This is a genomic window from Paracoccus sp. P2, from assembly GCF_046335115.1.
GTDB classification, from domain to species: domain Bacteria; phylum Pseudomonadota; class Alphaproteobacteria; order Rhodobacterales; family Rhodobacteraceae; genus Paracoccus; species Paracoccus pantotrophus.
The window spans coordinates 17,866-36,518 of sequence record NZ_JBGOSN010000039.1; the positions used below are offsets into that span (position 1 = coordinate 17,866).

The window sequence follows — 18,653 nt, forward strand, 5'->3', positions numbered from 1 at the left end:
AAGCGGCGATCCGCGTCCAAGACGCAAAGCGGCGCGGGCTATAAGTCGGGCTTATGCCTTCGGATCGTGTCCCGCATCAGGCTTTCCGCGCGCGACAGCACGCGGCCCTTCAGCGTCAGCAGCGACAGGGGCAGCGCCACATCGTCCAGCAGCGGGCATTGCCGGATGCCCGCGAACTGCGCCCAGGGCAGCAGCGAATCGACCACCGCAATCCCCAGTCCCGCCTGCACGAAGCCGACGGCGGTGATCGACATGTCGATTTCCAGGACCGGCTCGAACCGCAGGCCCTGGGCGCGGGCCGCCTGGGACAATTCGTGATGCGGGCGGGTCGCCGCGCGATAGGAGATCAATGCCTGATCCTGCAGATCGGCAAGCCTCAGCCCGTCGCGGTCCAGGAACGGATGGTCCGGCGGCAAGAGACAGGTAAACCGCGTGCCCCCCAGCGGCTCGACGTCGATATCGGGCGGCATCGTGTCGTCCAGCGCCAGCGCCAGCATGACATCGCCTGCGCGCAGCATGGTGATCAGGGATGCGACCGGGGCGACATGGGCGCGCACCAGGATGTCGGGATGCGCCTTGCGATAGGCGGCCAGCACCCCCGGCAGGAAGGACATCGCCGGCGGGGGCGAGGCCGCGATGCGCACCAGCCCCGCCCGCCCCTGCCGCAGGTCGGCGGTCTTGCGGCGCAGCCCTTCCAGCCCGGCGAACAGCCGCTCGGCATCGGGCAACAGCTCCAGCGCCTCGGGCGTGGGGTGCAGGCGGCCCTTTTCGCGGGTGAACAGGGCGAAACCCAATTCGTCCTCGGCATGCAGCAGCACCTGGCTGAGGGCGGGTTGCGAGATGTTCAGCATCCGTGCCGCGGCGGTGATCGAGCCTGCGCGCATCACCGCCACGAACACCTCAAGCTGCCTGGCCCGCATCACCACCCCATAGGTTCGACTTATGGCTCACCCAAGAACCCGTCCTTGACCCTTCATGGCCCAGGGCGTTCCCTTGGGCAAGGTTTTCGGGGGAACGCGGATGTCGGCGATCGTTCTGGGTGGCGGCTTGATGGGCAGCGCAACGGCGTTCTTCCTGGCGCGCCGGGGCATCGCCACGACCCTGATCGACACCGGCCGCATCGGCGCCGGGGCGACCGTCGCATCCTTCGGCAATATCCGGCGCAGCGGGCGCTACCTGCCGCAATTGCCGCTGGCGCATCGCTCGCTTGCCCTGTGGCACCGGCTGGAGACGCTGCTGGGCCGCGACGTGGAGTTTCGCGCGACGGGCCATCTGCGGCTGATCTTCGATCCCGAGGGCCTGGCCCTGATGCGCCGCTTTGCCGAAGACGCCCGGCCCTGGGGCTTGGAGCTCGAGGAGCTTGGCCCGGACCAGATCCGGCGACGCTTTCCGGGGCTTGGGCCGGATGCCATCGCCGCGTCGTTCTCGCCCCGCGACGGCTCGGCCAACCCGCGCCTGATCGCGCCGGCCTTTGCCGATGCCGCGGCGCGGGCTGGGGTGCAGGTGGTGGACCAGGCGCAGGTGCTGTCCGTCAAGCCCGGCTTTACCGTCGAGACCTCGCGCGGAACCTTCCATGCCGATCGGTTGGTCAACTGCACGGGCCATCACGGCGCGGCTCTGGCGGCGCAGTTCGGCGAACCCGTGCCGATCGAGGTTCGCGGCCCGCAGATGGCCGTGACCGAGCCCCTGCCGCATCGCATCCTGCCGGTCGTCGGGGTCTGGTCCGCCGAGCACGGCGCCTATCTGCGGCAGGTGGAACGCGGCAACGTGGTCTTTGGCGGCGCGGTGGACCGGGGGACGGTCGGCGCGGATGGCCGTGCCCATGCCGATCCCGCCCGCCTGCCCGCGCAATTGCGCGCGGTGGTGCGCCTGTGCCCGGCCCTGCGTCATGTTGCGGTTATCCGGCAATGGTCGGGGGCCGAGGGCTATGTCCGCGACGGCCTGCCGGTCATGGGCACGTCCGCCACCACACCGGGGCTGTTCCATGCCTTCGGTTTCTGCGGCCACGGCTTCCAGCTGGGCCCCGGCGTGGGCGATGCGATGGCGGAACTGGTCGCAACAGGCCGCTGCGAAACGCCGCTCGCGGATTTCCACATCGGGCGTTTTGCGGCATGAGCTCAGAACTTCGCCACCTTGCCCCATTGGCTGCCCTTGAAGCGGTCCAGCCGGTATTGCGCGATCTCGGTGATCGGCGTCCGGCCCAGGATCATGTCGGCCACCAGATGCCCGACACCCGGCCCGATCCCGAAGCCATGGCCCGACAGGCCCGCCGCCAGGACCAGGCCCGGCAGGCCGCAATCCGCGTCGATCACCGGCACCCCGTCGGGCGTGCTGTCGATGAAGCCCGCCCAGCTGGCCTGCACGGGAATGTCCCGCAACGCGGGCAGCAGGCGGCGGGCGCGGGCCAGCGTTTCCCTGACCAGGGCCTTCGACGGATGCGGGTCGAGAATCCGCACCCGCTCCATGGGCGTTTCACGATCCAGGGACCAGCGGGCGCGGGTCTCGAACCCCGCAGCCCAGCCCTGCAACCCGCCAGGGCGCAGGGCGCGCCAGCGTTTCGCGAACATCGGCAGGAAATGCCCGGCTCCGGCGATCATCCGCGGCGTCGGATCCACATTGGCCCGGCCCGAGATCGCCAGCGTATAGCCGCCGTCGCCCCGGCGCGTGGCCGATACGGCAGCGGTGTGCAGGGCATCGGGCAGCCCCTCGGCCCCCGGCATCACCGACAGGATCGAACTGCGCACCGAGGCTTGCGGGAAGCCGATCCCCAGCTGGTGCAGGAAACTGCCGGCCCAGGCCCCGCCGGCCATCACCACCGTGCCGGTGCGGATCGTGCCGCGCTCGGTCACGACGCCCGCGACGCGGCCGGCCTCAAGCGCCAGCCCGCGGGCGGCGCAGGACTGGATCACATGGCCGCCATGCTTGACGATGCCCTGCGCGATCAGCGGCGCGGCGCTGGCGGGGTCGGCAATGCCGTCCGTGGGCGACCAGACGCCGCCCAGCCAGGATTTGCCGGTGGCGCGGCCGCGCTCGGCAGCCTCGGGGCCCGACAGCATCCGCGTGTCGATGCCTTCGCCTTGCGCGAAGCGGCCCCAGGCGGCCCAGCCTTCCAGCTCGGCCGGGTCATCGGTCAGATACAAGAGCCCGCAGCGGCGAAAGCCGATGCCGGGGCCCAGGTCGGCGGCCATCTGCTCCCACAGGTCCAGGCTGCGCGTGGACAAGGGCAATTCGCGGGCGTCGCGATTCTGCTGCCGGCACCAGCCCCAGTTGCGGCTGGACTGTTCCGCCCCGACGCGGCCCTTTTCCAGCAGCACCACGCTTTGCCCGGCGCGGGCCAGCCAATAGGCGGCCGAGACCCCGACAATGCCGCCGCCGATCACGACGCAATCGGCGCGGGCGGGCAGGTCTCCGGCGGTCTCGATGGACAAAAGCGGTGCGGGCATGGGGTTCTCCGGTCGTGTCACCGCAGGCTAGCGGCGGGGGGCCAGCCGCTTCTGCCGCATCTCGCGGCGGCAGCGGCATTTCCTGTCGAATTGCAGCCGGTTGGCAGCGAGGCCGAATTGCAGCAGAAGAGATCCGGAACGGGAAGGAAGATCGCATGACACCGCCGCTGAAACTGGACCGCATCGACGTGAAGATCCTGGCCGAGCTGCAGAAGAACGGCCGCATCACCAATGTCGAGCTGGCCGATCTGGTCGCGCTGTCCCCCTCGCCCTGCCTGATGCGGGTCAAGAAGCTGCAGCAGGCCGGATACATCACCGGCTATAGCGCCCAGATCAACGTGGCGAAGCTGGGCGAGACGCTGACCGTCTTTACCGAGTTCACCCTGAAGAACCACCGCCCGCCGGACTTCGCGCGCTTCCAGGAGGCGCTGGAAAAGATCGACAGCTGCATCGAATGCCACCTGGTGTCGGGCGGATACGACTATCTGGCGAAATTCGTGACCTCGGGGATCGTGGACTACCAGAACATCATCGAATCGCTGATCGACCGCGACGTGGGCGTGGACAAGTATTTCAGCTTCGTCGTGATCAAGACGCCCTTCGTCAAGACGCAGATCCCGCTGACCAGGCTATTCGCGGAACGGTCCTGACGCCGGACCGAACGAAAGAGGCCGGCCCCCGCCGGGCCTTTGCGGCCCGGCGGCAGCCGTGGACAGGACAGCTGGTCGCGAAGGCTTGGGCCCTTGCCCGTCGCAGCTACCGTCCCGCGAACTGCGCCATCAGGGCGGGATCCTGCTCCAGCCCCTTCAGCCAGCCGGTATCCAGCTGCGGGATCGAGCCGATCAGCAGCCGCGAATAGGGATGCGCGGCCTCGGTCGACATGCGCGCGGCGGGCAGCGCTTCGACCACGCGGCCCTTCAGCATCACCAGAACCTCGTCGCAGATCGCCTCGACCGTGGACAGGTCGTGGCTGATGAACATGTAGGACAGGTTCAGCTCGCGCTGCAGTTCCTTCAGCAGGTCCAGGATGGCCGCCGCGACGACGGTGTCCAGGGCCGAGGTGATCTCGTCGCACAGGATCAGCTCGGGCTCGGCGGCCAGGGCGCGGGCCAGGTTCACGCGCTGTTTCTGCCCGCCCGACAATTCCGAGGGCAGGCGGTGGCGCAGGTGGCCGGGCAGGCGCACCATGTCCAGAAGCTCGATCACCCGGGCATTGCGCGCGGCCCCGGACATGCCGTGATAGAAGGTCAGGGGCCGGGCCAGGATCGTCTCGATCGACTGCGCGGGGTTCAGCGCGGTATCGGCCAGCTGGAAGACGATCTGGACGCGGCGCAATTCGTCCTTGCTGCGCTGTTGCAGCGCGGGCGCCAGTTCCTTGCCGTCCAGCAGCAGGTTGCCGCGATAGGCGGGCAGAATGCCGGCAATGGCGCGGGCGAGCGTCGACTTGCCCGACCCGGATTCGCCGATCACGCCCAGGTTGCGGCCGCGTTCCAGCCGGAAGCTGACATCCTGCAGGATCTTCGCCGCCGGCACGCCATCACGCATCGCGCCATAGCCCGCGCAGAGATTCTGCACCGCAAGGATCGGCTCGGCCGCGTCGGGCCGGGCCACGGGAACATGCGGCACCGGCTCGAAGGCATCCAGCAGCTGGCGGGTATAGGGGTGCTTCGGCGCGTGCAGGATCTGCTCGGTCGCGCCTTCCTCCTGCACCACGCCGTTTTTCAGCACGATGATGCGGTCGGCGATCTGGGCGACCACGGCCAGGTCGTGGCTGACATAGACCCCCGCCATGGCGCCCTTGTCCATGACCGACTTGAAGGCGCGCAGCACCTCGATCTGGGTGGTCACGTCCAGCGCGGTCGTCGGTTCGTCGAAGATCACCAGCGCCGGATCGCCGATCAGCGCCATGGCCGCCGACAGGCGCTGCAACTGCCCGCCCGAGACCTGGTGCGGATAGCGGCTGCCGATGGTGTCGGGATCGGGCAGCGCCAGGGCGCGAAACAGCTGCCGCGCCTTGGCCTCGGCCTGCTCGCGTGGCATCAGCTGGTGGATGGCGGTGATCTCGACCACCTGGTCCATGATGCGCTTGGCCGGGTTGAAGGCCGCCGCCGCCGATTGCGGAACATAGGACACCTCGGTCCCGCGCATGGCGGCGCGCTGGCGTTCGGGCATCGCCGTCACGTCGCGGCGGCCCACGCGGATGGTGCCGCCCTGGATGGCGCAGCCGGGCCGCGCATGGCCCATCAGCGACAGGGCGATGGTGGTCTTGCCCGACCCGCTTTCGCCGATCAGGGCCACGATCTCGCCCGGGGCGATGTCGAAGCTGACGCCCTTGATGATCTCGACCTCGCGGCCCGAGTCGGTCCTGGCGCCGATCTTCAGGTCGCGCACGGAAACAAGCGGCTGATCCATCATTCGCTCCTGTCGCGGATGCGGGTGGGCAGGTTGTCGATGAACATGTTGACCGAGATGGTCAGCGAGGCGATGGCGATCGAGGGAAAGATCACCGCCGGCGCCCCGAGGCTGAGGCCCTCGATATTCTCGCGCACCAGGGCGCCCCAGTCGGCATTGGGCGGCTGCACGCCAAGGCCCAGGAAGGACAGGCCCGACAGCACCAGCACGATGAAGACGAAGCGCAGGCCCAGGTCGGCCAGGACGGGGCCCAGGATGTTGGGAAAGATCTCGCGCAGGATGATATGGCCGAAGCCCTCGCCCCGGGCGCGGGCCACGGTGACGAAATCCATGGTGTTGACGTTGACCGCCAGCGCGCGGGCAAAGCGATAGGAGCCCGGCAGGTACATGGCCGCCAGCGTCACGATCAGGATCGGGATCGAGGATCCGACGGCAGCCACCACGACCAGGCCGAACAGCAGGTGCGGAATGCCGTTGAAGGCGTCCAGAAAGCGCGACAGCAGCATGTCGAACCAGCCGCCGACCACGGCCGCGATCATGCCCAGCAGCACGCCGCCCGCGCAGGCCAGGATCACCGCGGCCAGCGCGATGCCGACGGTATAGCGCGTGCCCATGATGATCCGGGACAGGATGTCGCGGCCCAGATAGTCGCTGCCCATCCAGAACTGGCTGCTCATCGGGCCGAAATAGTCGAAATCGACCATGTCGCCGGGGGGATAGGGCGCGATCCAGGGGCCGATGATGGCGATCACCGCCCAGAACAGGATCACGGCCAGACCGATGCGGCCCATCCAGTTGAAGGAATATCCCAGCCGGGCCGGGGTCGGAAGGCGCAAAGCAAGGGACATCAACGGCGCAACCTCGGGTTGGAGAGAATGGCGATCATATCGGCCAGCGTGATCAGCAGCAGATAGCTGATGCAGAAGATCATCGCGCAACTCTGGATCAGGGGCAGGTCCCGGGTGGACACCGCGTCGACCATCAGCTTGGCGACACCGGGATAGTTGAAGACGGTCTCGACGATGATCACGCCGCCGACCAGATAGGACAGGGACAGCGCCACCGCGTTGGCAATGGGGCCAAGCGCGTTGGGCAGGGCGTGGCGCAGGACCATCCGCGTCCGCGACGCACCCTTCAGCAGCGCCATCTCCACATAGGGGGTGTTGATCGTCTCGATCACCGCGGCCCGCGTCATGCGGATCATCTGGGCCGAGACGACGAAGGACAGCGAGATGACGGGCATCGCATAGGCGCGCAGCATGTCGCCGATGCTGGTCACATTAACCCCGAAGGACAGCGCGGGCAGCCAGTCCAACCAGACGGCGAAGACCAGCACCGCCAGCGTCGCCACCATGAATTCGGGCACCGAGATGACGGAAATGGTCAGCACCGAGACCAGGCGGTCCAGCCAGGATCCGCGCCACATGGCGGCGGCGATGCCCAGGGTCAGCGCGACGGGCACGCAGACCAGCGTGACGATGCCCGCCAGGCGCAGCGTGTTCATCAGCCGCCCCGACAGCAGGTCGGCCACGGCCATCTTGTTGACATAGGACATTCCCAGATCACCCGTAGCAAGCCCGCCCAGCCAGGACAGGAAGCGCCAGATCGCCGGCTCGTCCAGGCCCATGGCGGTGCGCAGCCCGGCCACGGCCTCGGGGGTTGCGGCCTGACCCAGCAGCACCTCGGCCACGTCGCCGGGCAGCAGTTCGGTCGCGAAGAAGACCGCGAAGGACACGATCAGCAGCGTGATGAGCGCAATGCCCAGGCGCTGGCCGACCAGGATCCAGGTGGTTGCGGAACGCAGCATGTCACACCTCCATCAATGGGGATGCCCCTGCGCGCATTGCGCAGGGGCGCGGGGCGTGGGGATGTCAGCCCTCCAGCCAGACATATTCGGCGAAGGCATAGCCCATCTGGCCGCCGAGGGGATTGGGGCGCATGCCCTTCATCTTCGACGAATGCGCATCGACGTTGGAAATATAGGCGGGAATGATGGTGCCTGCCTCGGCCGCGATCATTTCCTGCATCTCCCAATAGATCGCCTTGCGCTTTTCCTCGTCCAGCAAGCCGCGCGCCTCGACCAGCATGGCGTCGAACTTCTCGGACTTGTAGTGGCTTTCGTTCCAGGGCGCGTCGGAGGCGTAGAGCAGCGAGAACAGGATGTCCGGTGTCGGCCGCGGGTTGATGTTGCCGAAATGGATCGGTGCCTTCAGCCAGTAGTTCGACCAGTATCCGTCGGACGGCACGCGCTCGATCTTGAAGGGCATGCCGGCCTGGGCGCCGGCCTGCTGGACGACCATGGCATAGTCGATGGCCGAATTCGCCGCGTCCGAGGTGACGATGGGGATCGCCTGGCCCAGCACACCGGCCTTTTCGAACAGCGCCTTGGCGCGCTCGGGGTCAAATTCGCGCGGCTTCAGGTTCGGGTTGTGATAGCGGTCCATGGCCGAGACGGGCTGGTCGTTGGCGACCTCGCCCAATCCGCGCAGCACGCCGTTCACGATGGCGTCGCGGTTCATCAGGTATTTCATGCCCTCGATGAAATCGGCCTTGTCGCCCGGCGCCATGTCCAGGCGGATGTTGAGGTTGGTATAGTTGCCAGCGGTCGAGATCGCGCTGACGACATGGTCCTGCCCCTCGATCATGCGCATGGACCGCGGGTTGATCGCGGCGGCCAGGTGGATGTCGCCCGACAGCACGGCGTTGACGCGGGCATTGTTGTCCGAGATGGCAAAATATTCGAAGCTGTCCAGATAGGGCCCGGTGCCCTTGAAATAGTTCGGGTTGCGCGTGCCGATGGAGCGCACGCCGGGTTCGAAGGTTTCGCAGAGGAAGGCGCCGGTGCCGTTGGCCTTGCTGAAATCGCTGGTGCCTTCGGCCAGGATCATGAAATGGTGCAGCGACAGGATCGTGGGCAGGTCGGCATTGGCCGCCGCCAGCACGATGCTGACGGTGCGGTCGTCCACGGCGGTGATCTCGGCCATCTGTCCGGCAATGGCGGCGGCCTTGGACCCCACGGCCGGATCCTGATGGCGCTTGAGCGACCAGACCACGTCCGACGCCGTCAAGGTCTTGCCATCGTGGAAGGTCACGTCGGGCTTCAGCTTGATCTGCCAGGTCTTGCCGTCCGTCGTCTCGATGGACTCGGCCAGTTCCATCTTCACCTCGCTGCCCTCCTCGAGGAAGGTGAGGCGGTTATAGAAGGCGCAGCAGCGGGTATAGTCGGTGGACAGGGACGCCTTGGCCGGGTCCAGCGTGTCGGCGGTCGAGGCCGACCAGCCCGCTGCCTTCAGGTGCCCGCCCGTGACCGGGGTTTGCGCGACGGCCTGACCGGCGCGCAGCAGCAGCGACCCGCCCGCGGACAGCGCCACGCCCGACGCCATCAGCATCTTGAGCAGATCCCGGCGCGAGGCGCCGCGGCGGATTGCGGCCTCGACCATCGCGTCGTCGCGGCCCGTCCAGTTGTTCGGCTTGAGGTCTTTCATGTCGTCATCCCTGTTGCTTGCCCGGCGGCTCTCGTGTCCGCTCGGGCGGGTGAAGTCAGTTGTCGAAGGCCTTGTCGGCGGCCTCGGCCAGGTCGATCAGTGCGTGGAAGTGGTAGTCGGGTTCGGTGAATTCCGCGGGTTCGATGGTCCCGCCATAGCCTTTCTGGGCATGGCGGCGCTGGATCCAGGCATTCGTCATGCCCAAGGCGCGCGAGATGCCGATGTCGTGGTGCTGGCTTTGCGCGGTATGCAGGATGTCGTCCTTGGTCCCGCCATTCTTGCCGACGAAGTCGAACACCTGCCGGAAGAAGGCCGGATCGGGCTTTTCGGTGCCGGTATCGTCGGTGGTGAAGCTGGCCCAGAAGGGATTGCCCAGCTTTTCCTCGTATTTCTCGAAGGCCCAGCGGCGGGCATTGGTCATGGCGATCAGCTTGTAGCGCGCCTTCAGCCGGGCCATCGCCTCGACGCTGTCGGCAAAGGGCTGCGCCTCGCCCACGGCGTCGATCATGAACCGGCGGTTTTCCGGCGTGTCGGGCAGGCCGGTCGCCGCCGCGATCCGACCGTAGCAGCGGCCCAGGTCGTCCGGGAAGCGCAGCGCGTCCGGCTGATAGCGGGCAGCGCGGTAGATGGCCAGCGCCTCCTCGCCATCGACGGTCATGCCGGCATCGGCCGCGATCGTCGCCAGCGCGCCGGTGATCGCACCCTCGAAGTCGATCAGCGTGCCGACCACATCGAAGGTGACATAGGAAAAGCGGTCCAGGGGTCTTGCCGCCGTCAGGGTGGCCATGGGGTGAGCTTCCTTTCGCAGATGCCGCGGGCCGCGGCGGTCAGATCGGCGGACGCGCGGATCGTCATGTCCCGTCACATCCAGATTGCGCCATTCCGGGGCTGCAAAACGCCGAAACGGGCGGCCGGCGCAGCAGATTCTTTCGTATTGCACGGGGGCGCGGCATATCGCGAGCGCCCTAGTATCCCCGGCTGCGGTCCACCAGGCCCGGCACCGGCTGTCCGTCGCGGTCGGCGCGGATGACGGCCAGGGCGTGGCGCGCGCCTTCCTTGGCATCGGTATGGGCGGCGATATGCGGGGTGATCAGCACGCGCGGATCGCGCCAGGCCCAGTGATCCGCCGGCAAGGGCTCGGGGTCGGTCACGTCCAGCATGGCGGCAGAAAGCCGCCCGCTGTCCAGCGCCCAGCGCAGCGCCGCCATGTCCAGCTGCGCGCCGCGCCCGGCATGGACCAGTCCCGCGCCCTGCGGCAGCCGGTCGAAGAAGGCGCTGCCCATCAGGCCGCGGGTTTCGTCCGTCAGCGGCAGCAGGCAGACCAGGATATCGGTCCCGGCCAGAAAGGCGTCCAGCCGATTCGCGCCAAAGATCTCGACCCCCTCGACCGGCCTGCCCGAGCGGCTGTATCCCGAAACGGCAAAGCCCAGGGCTTGCAGGCTTGCGGCGGCCAGACGCCCGATCCGGCCCATGCCCATGATGCCCACGCGCCGCGTGCGCGACAGCCGCGCCGGGCGGGGCTGCCATTCGCCGCGCGCGGCATGATCCAGATAGAACGGCAGATCCCGGTGCAGTGCCAGCGTGGCCATGACCACCCAGTCGCGCACCATGGCCTCGATCCCCGGCGCGATGGTGCGCGAGAGCGCCACCCCCTCCGGCAAGGCCGGGAAATGGTCGGTGCCCGCCCCGACGCAGATCACCGTGCGCAGGTTCGGATAGCGCGACAGATCGGCGGGCGGCGTCCAGCAGGCCAGATGCGTGACCTGCGCGGGGTCGGTCACGCTGGCCTCGTCGGGGATGAAGCCCTCGCCCGCCTCGGCGAAGATGTGCCCCCAGACGGCGCCGCGTTCGGGGGTGGAATGCAGCAGCAGCGCCATCAGCGCAGGACCGCGCGGATTTCCGGGTCTTCCAGCGTCAGATCCAGCACCTTGCGGGTGCGGGCGACGATCTGGTCGATCTGGTCCTCGGTGCAGCACAGGGGCGGCGCATAGCCGAAGATGCCTTGCGCAAAGGACCGCACGATCAGCCCCTGTTCCCAGGCCCGGTCGAAGAGCCGCGTGGCGGGCTGGACCTCGGGCGGCAGGGGTGTCCTGGCCTCCTTGTCCACGACCAGCTCGACCGCCGCCAGCATCCCCCTGCCCCGCACATCGCCCACCAGCGGATGATCGCGCAGGCTTTCCAGCCCGGCCTGCAACCGCGCGCCCGCACGGCGGCCGTTTTCCAGCAACCCGCCTTCGTAGAGCGCCAGCACCTCCAGCGCCACGGCGGCGCTGACCGGATGCGCGGAATAGGTGAAGCCATGGCCCACGGCCTTGGCCCCCGCGCCGTCGGCGATGGTCTCATAGACATGGTCGCGCATGAAGACCGCGCCCATCGGCACATAGCCCGAGGTCAGCCCCTTGGCCGTGGTCATCAGGTCGGGAACGATGCCCTCGTCCTCGCAGGCGAACAGCGGGCCGGTGCGGCCAAAGCCGGTGATCACCTCGTCGGCGACGAACAGCACGCCGTATTCGGCACACAGATCGCGCATTGCCCTGATCCAACCCTTGGGCGGCACCAGCACGCCGCCCGAGCCCTGGATCGGCTCGACATAGAAGGCGGCGACGCGGTCGGGGCCGATGGCTTCGATCTTCGCCCGCAGCTCCGCGACCGAGGCCTCGGTCACGGCCTGCGGATCGCTGCCCGCCGGGTGGCGATACAGGTCATGCGACGAAACCTTGTGCTGCCAGTCATAGGGCACCCCGAAGCCGTCGTGAAAGCCCGGCAGCGCCGTCAGCCCCGCCCCCATGGTGGTCGAGCCGTGATAGCCGTTGGCGACCGAGATGAACTGGTCGCGCCCCGGCTGGCCCTTGGCGTGCCAGTAATAGCGGATGAAGCGGATCGTGCTGTCCACCGCGTCCGATCCGCCCAGCGTGAAATAGACGTGGTTCAGATCGCCCGGGGCGCGTTCGGCCAGGGCGGCGGCCAGGCGGATCGGCGCCTCGGCGCCCAGGTCGAAATAGCCGGTGGCATAGGGCAGCTTGCGCATCTGCTCGGCGGCGGCCTCGACGATGCTTTCGTGGCCATAGCCCGCGTTCACGCACCACAGGCCCGCGAAGCCGTCGATCAGGGTGCGCCCCTCGCTGTCGGTGACGGTCGCGCCCTGCCCGCCGGTCAGGATGCGCACGCCGCGCTGTTCATGCCCGCGAAAGGACGAAACCGGGTGGATCAGGTGCCGGCGGTCAAGCTCGGCCAGGGAATTGCTCAGCATGGGGGTCTCCGGGTTCAGCCCAGGGCTTGCGAGATCAGGGCCTGGGTCGTGGGTGCGGGGGTGCGCGGATTGCGGGTCATGGCGGTGCCACCGCCGGCATGGGCAAGGCCCAGCATCGCCGCGAAGCCGCCAAGGCCCTGTTCCGCGCGCAGGTCGACACGCAGGAAGCTGCCTTCGCAGCGGCGCGCGGCCTCGGCCAGCAATGCGCGGGCAGTGGCGGTGTCGGGGGCGACAACCGGCCCGACCACGCGGCCGCGCCCGAAATCGCGCAGCAGGGCAAAGCCGGCATTGCAGGTCAGGATCTCGCCGCCGGCGGCGATGTCGCGCAAAAGGGATGCGCGGTCCATGCCGCTGGCGGCGCGGTCGGCATCGGCGAGCCGGTCGATATCGGCGGGACGGCCGGTGGCGACGGGCCGTTCCGGCGCGGTTGCGACAGCAAGGCCCTGATGCTGAACGATCTGGCCGCTGGCCCGGAAGCCGAGTTTTTCGTAAAGCGGCAGCCCGTCCGTGGTGGCGATCAGGCGCATTTCGCGGTCGCCGGCCAGGGCGATGATCGCCTCCATCAGTGCGCGGCCCAGGCCCCGCCCGCGCATCGCCGCATCGACGATGATCATGTTCAGCGTGGCGACCGGGCCGAAGGGCGAACACAGCGCGGTGCCGACCACCCGGCCTTCGTCCAGCGCCACGACGCCCTGGGATACCGACAGGGTCAGCGCCCAGTCCTCGGCCCGGTGGGGCCAGCCGGCCTGCTGCGACAGGCGCAGCGCCTGCGGCAGATGGGCGGGGGTAAAGGCAGTAAGAGCAGTGGTCGTGGTCATGCGGTTTGTCCTTCTTGGCACCATCCTGCCACGGGCGCGCCCGCAGGATTGCCGATCTGGCCAGGGCGCGCGGCATGTCCTGCGGATGGCAGGACTGCCGCCGCAGAAAATGCTGTCACAGGCAGAGCCGCCGCCCCAGGCGACGGATCAGGGCGCAGGCGTCCTGCAATTCGGCCATCGTCAGGTATTCCTCGGGGCGGTGCGCGCGGGCGATGTCGCCGGGGCCGCAGATGATCGCGGGGATCCCGGCCTGCTGGTAAAGCCCGGCCTCGGTGCCATAGCTGACCGCGCCCAGGGGCGTCGCGCCCGTCAGCTCGGCCAACAGCCGCGCCAGCGGGTGATCGCCGTCAAGCGCAAGCGCCGGATAGGAGGACAGCCAGTCCACGGCCAGCCCCCCTGCCGCCGCCACCACCGGCTCCAGGACCGCCCGGGGATCGACGCCGTGGATCGCGCGGGCCTCGATCTGCGCCTCGGCGCGGTCGGGGATGATGTTGACGGCCTGCCCGCCCGCGACGGTGCCGATCTGCAGGCTGGACCAGGGCGGCGCGAAGCGCGGATCCTGCGGCCCGGATTGCAGCGCCACGGCCTGCGCCGCGGCGGCACTCAGCGCCGGCAGCAGCGCGTGGATCGCGTTCGCGCCCAGGTCGGGGCGCGAGGAATGCCCCGCCACCCCCGTCGCCACCAGCCGCAGCGCCGCCTTGCCTTTGTGCGCCAGCACCGGCACCAGGCCGGACGGCTCGCCGATGATCGCCCCCAGCGGCGGCGCGCAAAGCCCGGGCAGGGCCGCCAGCAGATGCGGCACGCCCCGGCAGCCCGCCTCCTCGTCATAGGAGAGCGCGATATGGACCGGCGCGGACAGCGGCATCGCGACCAGTTCGGGCACCATCGCCAGGGCGGCGGCGACAAAGCCCTTCATGTCGCAGGCCCCGCGCCCGATCAGCCGGTCGCCGTCACGGCGCAAGACGAAGGGATCGGCCCGCCAATCCGGCTCGCCCGCCGGAACCACGTCGAGATGGCCCGACAAAACATAGCCGGGGCGCGAGGCATCGCCGATGCTGGCGAACAGGTTCCAGCGGTCGCCCTCGGGTCCGGGAACCAGCGCCGCCTCGATCCCATGCCCGCGCAGGTAATCCGCCGCGAAGCCGATGATGTCGCCGTTCGGGCCGCCCACGACGCTGGGAAACCCGACCAGCCGGGCCAGAAGATCAGTCGGCGAAGACATAGATCTTGCGCACGGTTTCGATGGTTTTCCAGGTGCCCTTGAAGCCGGGCTTCATCAGGAAACTGTCGCCTGCGGTGAAGCGGCGCGTCTCGCCGCCTTCCTCGGTCAGATCGACCACCCCGGAGAGGATATGGCAGAATTCCAGCGCCTCGCCCTTGACGGAACGGGTGGTGCCGGGCGTCGCTTCCCAGATGCCGGTGCGGATCTTCGACCAGTTGCCCAGGGGCACCTCGTCCAGCGCCCAGGTCTTGAAGGCGGGGGTGCCCTCGATCAGTTTCTCAGGGGCGGCCACGTCTTCGCGCGGGGCAAAGGCCGGGGCGGTGTCGATGGGGGTCAGCAGGGTCATGGGGTTCCTTTCCGTTACGCCGCCAGCCTGGCCCGATCCGCGCAGGGTCGGGCACCGTTGTCGGGTTCTGGGCGGCAGGGCCTGCCGTCTATTGCCGGAATTTCGCAATCTCCTGCCGTCAGGCGCCCGACTGCCGCATGCGCTGTCGCAAGACCGCGCCAATGATGGATCAAACGGACCAACAGGAGGCCCCCATGGCGCTGCGCCCGAAATTCATTACCTTCGACTGCCACGGCACGATGATCTTCTTCGACATGGCGGGCGCCGCGCGCGACCATTACGGCGCGCAGCTCAGCGGCCCGCAGATGGAGAAATTCATCGCCAATTTCGCGGCCTACCGCCTGGACGAGGTGCTGGGCGCCTGGAAACCCTATGCCGAGGTCGTCCACAACGCGCTGGAACGCACCTGCAAGCGCAACGGCATCGCCTTCGATCCCGCGGTGGCCGAGGACATCTATGCCCGCGTGCCGAGCTGGGGGCCGAACCTCGACGTGCCCGCGGGGCTTAGCCGCATTGCCGGAAAGATCCCGCTGGTCGCGCTGACCAATTCGATGAACGACCAGATCCCGCATAACATCGCCAAGCTGGGCGCGCCCATCGACCATGTCTTCACCGCCGAAAGCGCGGGCGCCTACAAGCCGCAGATGCGGGCCTTCGAATACATGTTCGACCAGCTTGGCTGCGGCCCCGAGGACGTGCTGCATGTTTCGTCGTCGTTCCGCTATGACCTGATGACCGCGCATGACCTGGGGATCCGCAACAAGGTCTGGGTCAATCGCGGCCATGAGCCGGCCAATCCCCATTACGGCTATACCGAGGTCAGGGACATCTCGGGGCTGGCCGAGGTGGTGGGGCTGTGACGAAATACGCATCCTATTGGCATGATGGCGTGCCCCCCTTTGCGGGCGCCGAGGCCGGCCCGGTCGAGGGGCGCTTCGACGTGGCCGTGATCGGCGGCGGCTTCACCGGGCTGAACGCCGCCCGCAGCCTGGCGAAAGCCGGGGTGCGCGTGGCGCTGCTGGAGGCCGAACATGTCGGCTGGGGCGCGTCGGGCCGCAATGGCGGGCACCTGAACAACGGCATCGCCCATGGCTATGCCGATGCCAAGGCGCATCTGGGGGCAGAGCGCGCCCATGCCCTGTATCGCGCCTATGACCGGTCCATCGACATGATCGAGCAGATCGTGGCCGAGGAAGGCATCGCCTGCGATTTCCGCCGCTCGGGCAAGCTGAAGCTGGCCTCCAAGCCCAGCCATGTCGCGGGGCTGCGCGCGAATTTCGACCTGATCCATGCCGAGGTCGATCCCGACACCCGCTGGCTGGACCGCGACCAGGTGCGAAGCGAGGTCGGATCCGACAGCTTCCACGGCGGGATGCTGTACGAGAAATCCGCGATGATCCACATGGGCCGCTATGCCCAAGGGCTTGCCACGGCGGCGCATCGCCATGGCGCGCGGATCTGGCAAGGCGCGCCCGTGACCGGCCGGACAAGGCTGGCCGATGGCTGGCAGCTGCAGACCCCGCGCGGCAGCCTGGCCGCGGGCCGGGTGATCGCGGCGACCGGCGCCTATGGCACGACGGCGCCCTTGCGGCATTTCCGGCGGCGCATCATCTCGGTCGGGTCGTTCATCATCGCCACGCGGCCTCTGTCGGATGCCGAGGTCGCCGCCACCCTGCCCGGCGACCGGACCTGCGTGACCTCGATGAACATCGGCAACTATTTCCGCCTGTCGCCCGACCGGCGGCTGATTTTCGGCGGACGGGCACGGTTCTCGGCCCGGTCGGACCAGACCTCTGACGCGAAATCGGGGACGATCCTGCGCCGGTCCATGGCCGCGATCTTTCCGCATCTGGCGGATATTCCCATCGATTATTGCTGGGGCGGGCTGGTGGACATGACCAAGGACCGCTTCCCCCGCGCCGGAGAGGTGGACGGCATGATCTATGGCATGGGCTATTCCGGCCATGGCGCGCAGATGTCCACGCTGGTGGGGCAGGTCCTGGCGGACATCGCCCTGGGCCAGCGCGGCACGAACCCGCTGGAGGGCCTCGCCTGGCCCGCGATCCCGGCGCATAGCGGCAAGCCCTGGTTCCTGCCGCTGGTGGGGCTGTGGTTCGGGCTGAAGGACCGGCTGTCCTGATCGCGCGGGGATGGAAACGCTATCCCAGTGAATGCGATGCCAGGCCGTAGGTCACCGCCCCTTCCGCGGCGCGGCGGTGGGGGCCGATGCACATTTCCGTAACCGTGTCGAAGGCCACCAGCCCGGCATCGGTCAGGAAGGACAGGAAGCCGTCGCTGTCCACCGGCGTGTCGAGGCGCGTGAAACGGCCGGCATTCGCCCGGATCAGCGGGGCGATCAGGGCCTGTGCCATGGCGTCCCCCTCGGCCACGACGGGACCGATCACCGTGCCCTTGCCGAAATCGCGCTGTAGCGCAAAGCCGCAAACGGCACCGTCACGCAGCGCAACCGTGCCGGTCGACAGGGGCAGCAGCGCGTCCAGAACCCGCGTTCGCTTTGCGCCATAGGCGTTCGCGTCCAGGGCCCGAAGGCTCGCATCATCCTCTGCCCGCAGATCGCGGACCAGGATGCCGGGCGCGTCAACGGGCCCGATATCCCGCGCCATGCCCTGCTGCTGGCGGATGATGCCCACCGGCCGGAACCCCGCCGCCGCATAAAGGCGATACCCCGAATGCGTCGCGCTGAGCCGCAGATCCCGGCCCGCGCAATCGGCCATCACCCGCTGCAGCAGCCACTTGCCCGCCCCCCGCGCCTGCAACCGCGGCACCGTGACCATCATCCCCAGCATGGCGAAATCGTCGCCCGTCGGGAAATACATGGCCGACCCAAGGGGGCGGCCGATCTCATCGACCGCCAGGTAGCCCTGCCCCAGCGACAGGAACAGATCCAAGTCGCGGGGACGATGCGGCCACAGCACCCCCACCGTCAACTCGTGCAGCAACTGCCGCTGCGCCATGCGCAAGGGCTTGGCGCTGGCATCATAGGCGTCGATGCGCAAATGCGGCAGGAGGTCGCGATCGCCTGCCGCCAAACCCGCTTCGTTCTGACCCATGTTGCCCCGCTTCAAGATTATTCCCCGGGCAGTATGCCCGCTGTCCTTCGCCATTTGATGCTGTATCACCGGCCGCAAGGCAAAGATCGTGCCGCCGGGCCTGGTCGCCTGATCGGGTGCGCCCGCATCGGTCGTGCTGAAATCTTCTGTCCCAGTGCCCGGGGAACGCGCTGCTCAGTGTGCTGGCATAGCTGTCTTGATCTGGTGCCCATCGGCATCTCGATCATCTCGCATCCGACCGCCTCGGCCAGCTCCACAGCACGGCAATGGTTCAGGCGCGACCAGCCAGCATGACCAGCGAGACCAACCAGGTAAACCCGTCTTTGAACGATCAGGGTTCGCCTGCTCCCTGTGCTTTGGCGATACGCATCCTTGCGGTTTCGGCATGTACTTCATCGATCTCGATGCCGATCCCGTCCCAGCCGAGCCTTTGGGCCGCCACCAGCATGGTGCCTGACCCGGCGAAGGGATCCAGCACAACACCCGTCGTTTTGCCGTGCATAGGCATTATTTTCAGAAAGTCGGACTGAGGCGTGACTTCCCCTTCTCCCTTCATGTTCGGACCCCGCGGACGATCTCGGCGGTGCCGAGTGCATTGAAGCGGTT

General features: G+C 68.3%; 18 protein-coding genes. 4 read left to right on the plus strand and 14 right to left on the minus strand.

Annotation, left to right across the window (positions count from 1 at the left end; translation table 11 throughout):
* Window positions 1-38 precede the first annotated feature (38 nt).
* A complete protein-coding gene (locus tag ACDP63_RS19010) occupies window positions 39-920 on the minus strand; it encodes a LysR family transcriptional regulator (protein WP_028710683.1) in 882 nt (293 codons plus the stop codon).
* A gap of 100 nt (window positions 921-1,020) precedes the next feature.
* On the opposite strand from ACDP63_RS19010, the gene ACDP63_RS19015 reads away from it, so the two are divergent.
* Window positions 1,021-2,115 (plus strand): NAD(P)/FAD-dependent oxidoreductase, encoded by a 1,095-nt coding sequence (locus ACDP63_RS19015; protein ID WP_028710684.1) that lies wholly within the window; start codon window positions 1,021-1,023, stop codon window positions 2,113-2,115.
* A 2-nt stretch (window positions 2,116-2,117) separates the two neighbouring features.
* Here the strand turns inward: ACDP63_RS19015 and ACDP63_RS19020 are convergent, their stop codons facing one another.
* Window positions 2,118-3,443, minus strand: coding sequence for an NAD(P)/FAD-dependent oxidoreductase (locus ACDP63_RS19020; protein WP_028710685.1), 1,326 nt, complete (start codon window positions 3,441-3,443; stop codon window positions 2,118-2,120).
* 155 nt (window positions 3,444-3,598) lie between these two features.
* Here ACDP63_RS19020 and ACDP63_RS19025 point away from each other — a divergent pair, with 155 nt between their 5' ends.
* Window positions 3,599-4,093, plus strand: coding sequence for an Lrp/AsnC family transcriptional regulator (locus ACDP63_RS19025; RefSeq protein ID WP_197029447.1), 495 nt, complete (start codon window positions 3,599-3,601; stop codon window positions 4,091-4,093).
* Window positions 4,094-4,199: 106 nt separating this feature from the next.
* On the opposite strand, the gene ACDP63_RS19030 is transcribed toward ACDP63_RS19025, so the two are convergent.
* From ACDP63_RS19030 to ACDP63_RS19075, 10 genes are all read right to left on the minus strand, one after another.
* Window positions 4,200-5,855 (minus strand): ABC transporter ATP-binding protein, encoded by a 1,656-nt coding sequence (locus ACDP63_RS19030; protein ID WP_028710687.1) that lies wholly within the window; start codon window positions 5,853-5,855, stop codon window positions 4,200-4,202.
* Complete coding sequence (locus tag ACDP63_RS19035; RefSeq protein ID WP_028710688.1) at window positions 5,855-6,703, minus strand: ABC transporter permease; 849 nt, start codon at window positions 6,701-6,703, stop codon at window positions 5,855-5,857. Before ACDP63_RS19035 ends, ACDP63_RS19030 begins: the two co-directional genes overlap by 1 nt.
* The gene (locus ACDP63_RS19040) at window positions 6,703-7,662 is read right to left on the minus strand and encodes an ABC transporter permease (protein ID WP_028710689.1); all 960 of its coding nucleotides are present in this window, start codon (window positions 7,660-7,662) and stop codon (window positions 6,703-6,705) included. The genes ACDP63_RS19035 and ACDP63_RS19040 overlap by 1 nt, the downstream gene beginning before the upstream one ends.
* A 64-nt stretch (window positions 7,663-7,726) precedes the next feature.
* Complete coding sequence (locus ACDP63_RS19045) at window positions 7,727-9,340, minus strand: ABC transporter substrate-binding protein (protein ID WP_028710690.1); 1,614 nt, start codon at window positions 9,338-9,340, stop codon at window positions 7,727-7,729.
* A gap of 55 nt (window positions 9,341-9,395) precedes the next feature.
* The gene (locus ACDP63_RS19050; protein ID WP_036765559.1) at window positions 9,396-10,127 is read right to left on the minus strand and encodes an HAD-IA family hydrolase; all 732 of its coding nucleotides are present in this window, start codon (window positions 10,125-10,127) and stop codon (window positions 9,396-9,398) included.
* Between the two features lie 178 nt (window positions 10,128-10,305).
* Window positions 10,306-11,217, minus strand: a complete 912-nt coding sequence (locus tag ACDP63_RS19055) for a 2-hydroxyacid dehydrogenase (protein ID WP_028710692.1) — start codon at window positions 11,215-11,217, stop codon at window positions 10,306-10,308.
* The gene (locus ACDP63_RS19060) at window positions 11,217-12,590 is read right to left on the minus strand and encodes an aspartate aminotransferase family protein (protein WP_028710693.1); all 1,374 of its coding nucleotides are present in this window, start codon (window positions 12,588-12,590) and stop codon (window positions 11,217-11,219) included. The genes ACDP63_RS19055 and ACDP63_RS19060 overlap by 1 nt, the downstream gene beginning before the upstream one ends.
* Before the next feature lie 14 nt (window positions 12,591-12,604).
* On the minus strand, window positions 12,605-13,408 hold the full coding sequence (locus ACDP63_RS19065; RefSeq protein ID WP_028710694.1) for a GNAT family N-acetyltransferase: 804 nt from the start codon (window positions 13,406-13,408) through the stop codon (window positions 12,605-12,607).
* A gap of 115 nt (window positions 13,409-13,523) precedes the next feature.
* Window positions 13,524-14,630, minus strand: a complete 1,107-nt coding sequence (gene argE, locus ACDP63_RS19070) for an acetylornithine deacetylase (RefSeq protein ID WP_028710695.1) — start codon at window positions 14,628-14,630, stop codon at window positions 13,524-13,526.
* The gene (locus ACDP63_RS19075) at window positions 14,614-14,976 is read right to left on the minus strand and encodes a cupin domain-containing protein (RefSeq protein ID WP_028710696.1); all 363 of its coding nucleotides are present in this window, start codon (window positions 14,974-14,976) and stop codon (window positions 14,614-14,616) included. The genes argE and ACDP63_RS19075 overlap by 17 nt, the downstream gene beginning before the upstream one ends.
* A gap of 194 nt (window positions 14,977-15,170) precedes the next feature.
* On the opposite strand from ACDP63_RS19075, the gene ACDP63_RS19080 reads away from it, so the two are divergent.
* Window positions 15,171-15,836, plus strand: coding sequence for a haloacid dehalogenase type II (locus ACDP63_RS19080; RefSeq protein WP_028710697.1), 666 nt, complete (start codon window positions 15,171-15,173; stop codon window positions 15,834-15,836).
* Window positions 15,833-17,116 (plus strand): NAD(P)/FAD-dependent oxidoreductase, encoded by a 1,284-nt coding sequence (locus tag ACDP63_RS19085; RefSeq protein WP_028710698.1) that lies wholly within the window; start codon window positions 15,833-15,835, stop codon window positions 17,114-17,116. Before ACDP63_RS19080 ends, ACDP63_RS19085 begins: the two co-directional genes overlap by 4 nt.
* Before the next feature lie 19 nt (window positions 17,117-17,135).
* Here the strand turns inward: ACDP63_RS19085 and ACDP63_RS19090 are convergent, their stop codons facing one another.
* Both ACDP63_RS19090 and ACDP63_RS19095 read right to left on the minus strand, forming a co-directional pair.
* Window positions 17,136-18,047 carry a GNAT family N-acetyltransferase gene (locus tag ACDP63_RS19090; protein WP_074990935.1) on the minus strand — a complete coding sequence of 304 codons (912 nt, stop codon included), beginning with the start codon at window positions 18,045-18,047 and terminating at the stop codon, window positions 17,136-17,138.
* Between the two features lie 331 nt (window positions 18,048-18,378).
* Window positions 18,379-18,653: DNA methyltransferase (locus ACDP63_RS19095; protein WP_409928473.1), on the minus strand; the 275-nt coding region annotated here is incomplete at its 5' end.

Coding starts and splice junctions, on each gene's coding strand:
- ACDP63_RS19010 (WP_028710683.1), bottom strand. CDS start 920: ATGCGGGCCAGGCAGCTTGAGGTGTTCGTGGCGGTGATGCGCGCAGGC.
- ACDP63_RS19015 (WP_028710684.1), top strand. CDS start 1,021: ATGTCGGCGATCGTTCTGGGTGGCGGCTTGATGGGCAGCGCAACGGCG.
- ACDP63_RS19020 (WP_028710685.1), bottom strand. CDS start 3,443: ATGCCCGCACCGCTTTTGTCCATCGAGACCGCCGGAGACCTGCCCGCC.
- ACDP63_RS19025 (WP_197029447.1), top strand. CDS start 3,599: ATGACACCGCCGCTGAAACTGGACCGCATCGACGTGAAGATCCTGGCC.
- ACDP63_RS19030 (WP_028710687.1), bottom strand. CDS start 5,855: ATGGATCAGCCGCTTGTTTCCGTGCGCGACCTGAAGATCGGCGCCAGG.
- ACDP63_RS19035 (WP_028710688.1), bottom strand. CDS start 6,703: ATGTCCCTTGCTTTGCGCCTTCCGACCCCGGCCCGGCTGGGATATTCC.
- ACDP63_RS19040 (WP_028710689.1), bottom strand. CDS start 7,662: ATGCTGCGTTCCGCAACCACCTGGATCCTGGTCGGCCAGCGCCTGGGC.
- ACDP63_RS19045 (WP_028710690.1), bottom strand. CDS start 9,340: ATGAAAGACCTCAAGCCGAACAACTGGACGGGCCGCGACGACGCGATG.
- ACDP63_RS19050 (WP_036765559.1), bottom strand. CDS start 10,127: ATGGCCACCCTGACGGCGGCAAGACCCCTGGACCGCTTTTCCTATGTC.
- ACDP63_RS19055 (WP_028710692.1), bottom strand. CDS start 11,217: ATGGCGCTGCTGCTGCATTCCACCCCCGAACGCGGCGCCGTCTGGGGG.
- ACDP63_RS19060 (WP_028710693.1), bottom strand. CDS start 12,590: ATGCTGAGCAATTCCCTGGCCGAGCTTGACCGCCGGCACCTGATCCAC.
- ACDP63_RS19065 (WP_028710694.1), bottom strand. CDS start 13,408: ATGACCACGACCACTGCTCTTACTGCCTTTACCCCCGCCCATCTGCCG.
- argE (WP_028710695.1), bottom strand. CDS start 14,630: ATGTCTTCGCCGACTGATCTTCTGGCCCGGCTGGTCGGGTTTCCCAGC.
- ACDP63_RS19075 (WP_028710696.1), bottom strand. CDS start 14,976: ATGACCCTGCTGACCCCCATCGACACCGCCCCGGCCTTTGCCCCGCGC.
- ACDP63_RS19080 (WP_028710697.1), top strand. CDS start 15,171: ATGGCGCTGCGCCCGAAATTCATTACCTTCGACTGCCACGGCACGATG.
- ACDP63_RS19090 (WP_074990935.1), bottom strand. CDS start 18,047: ATGGGTCAGAACGAAGCGGGTTTGGCGGCAGGCGATCGCGACCTCCTG.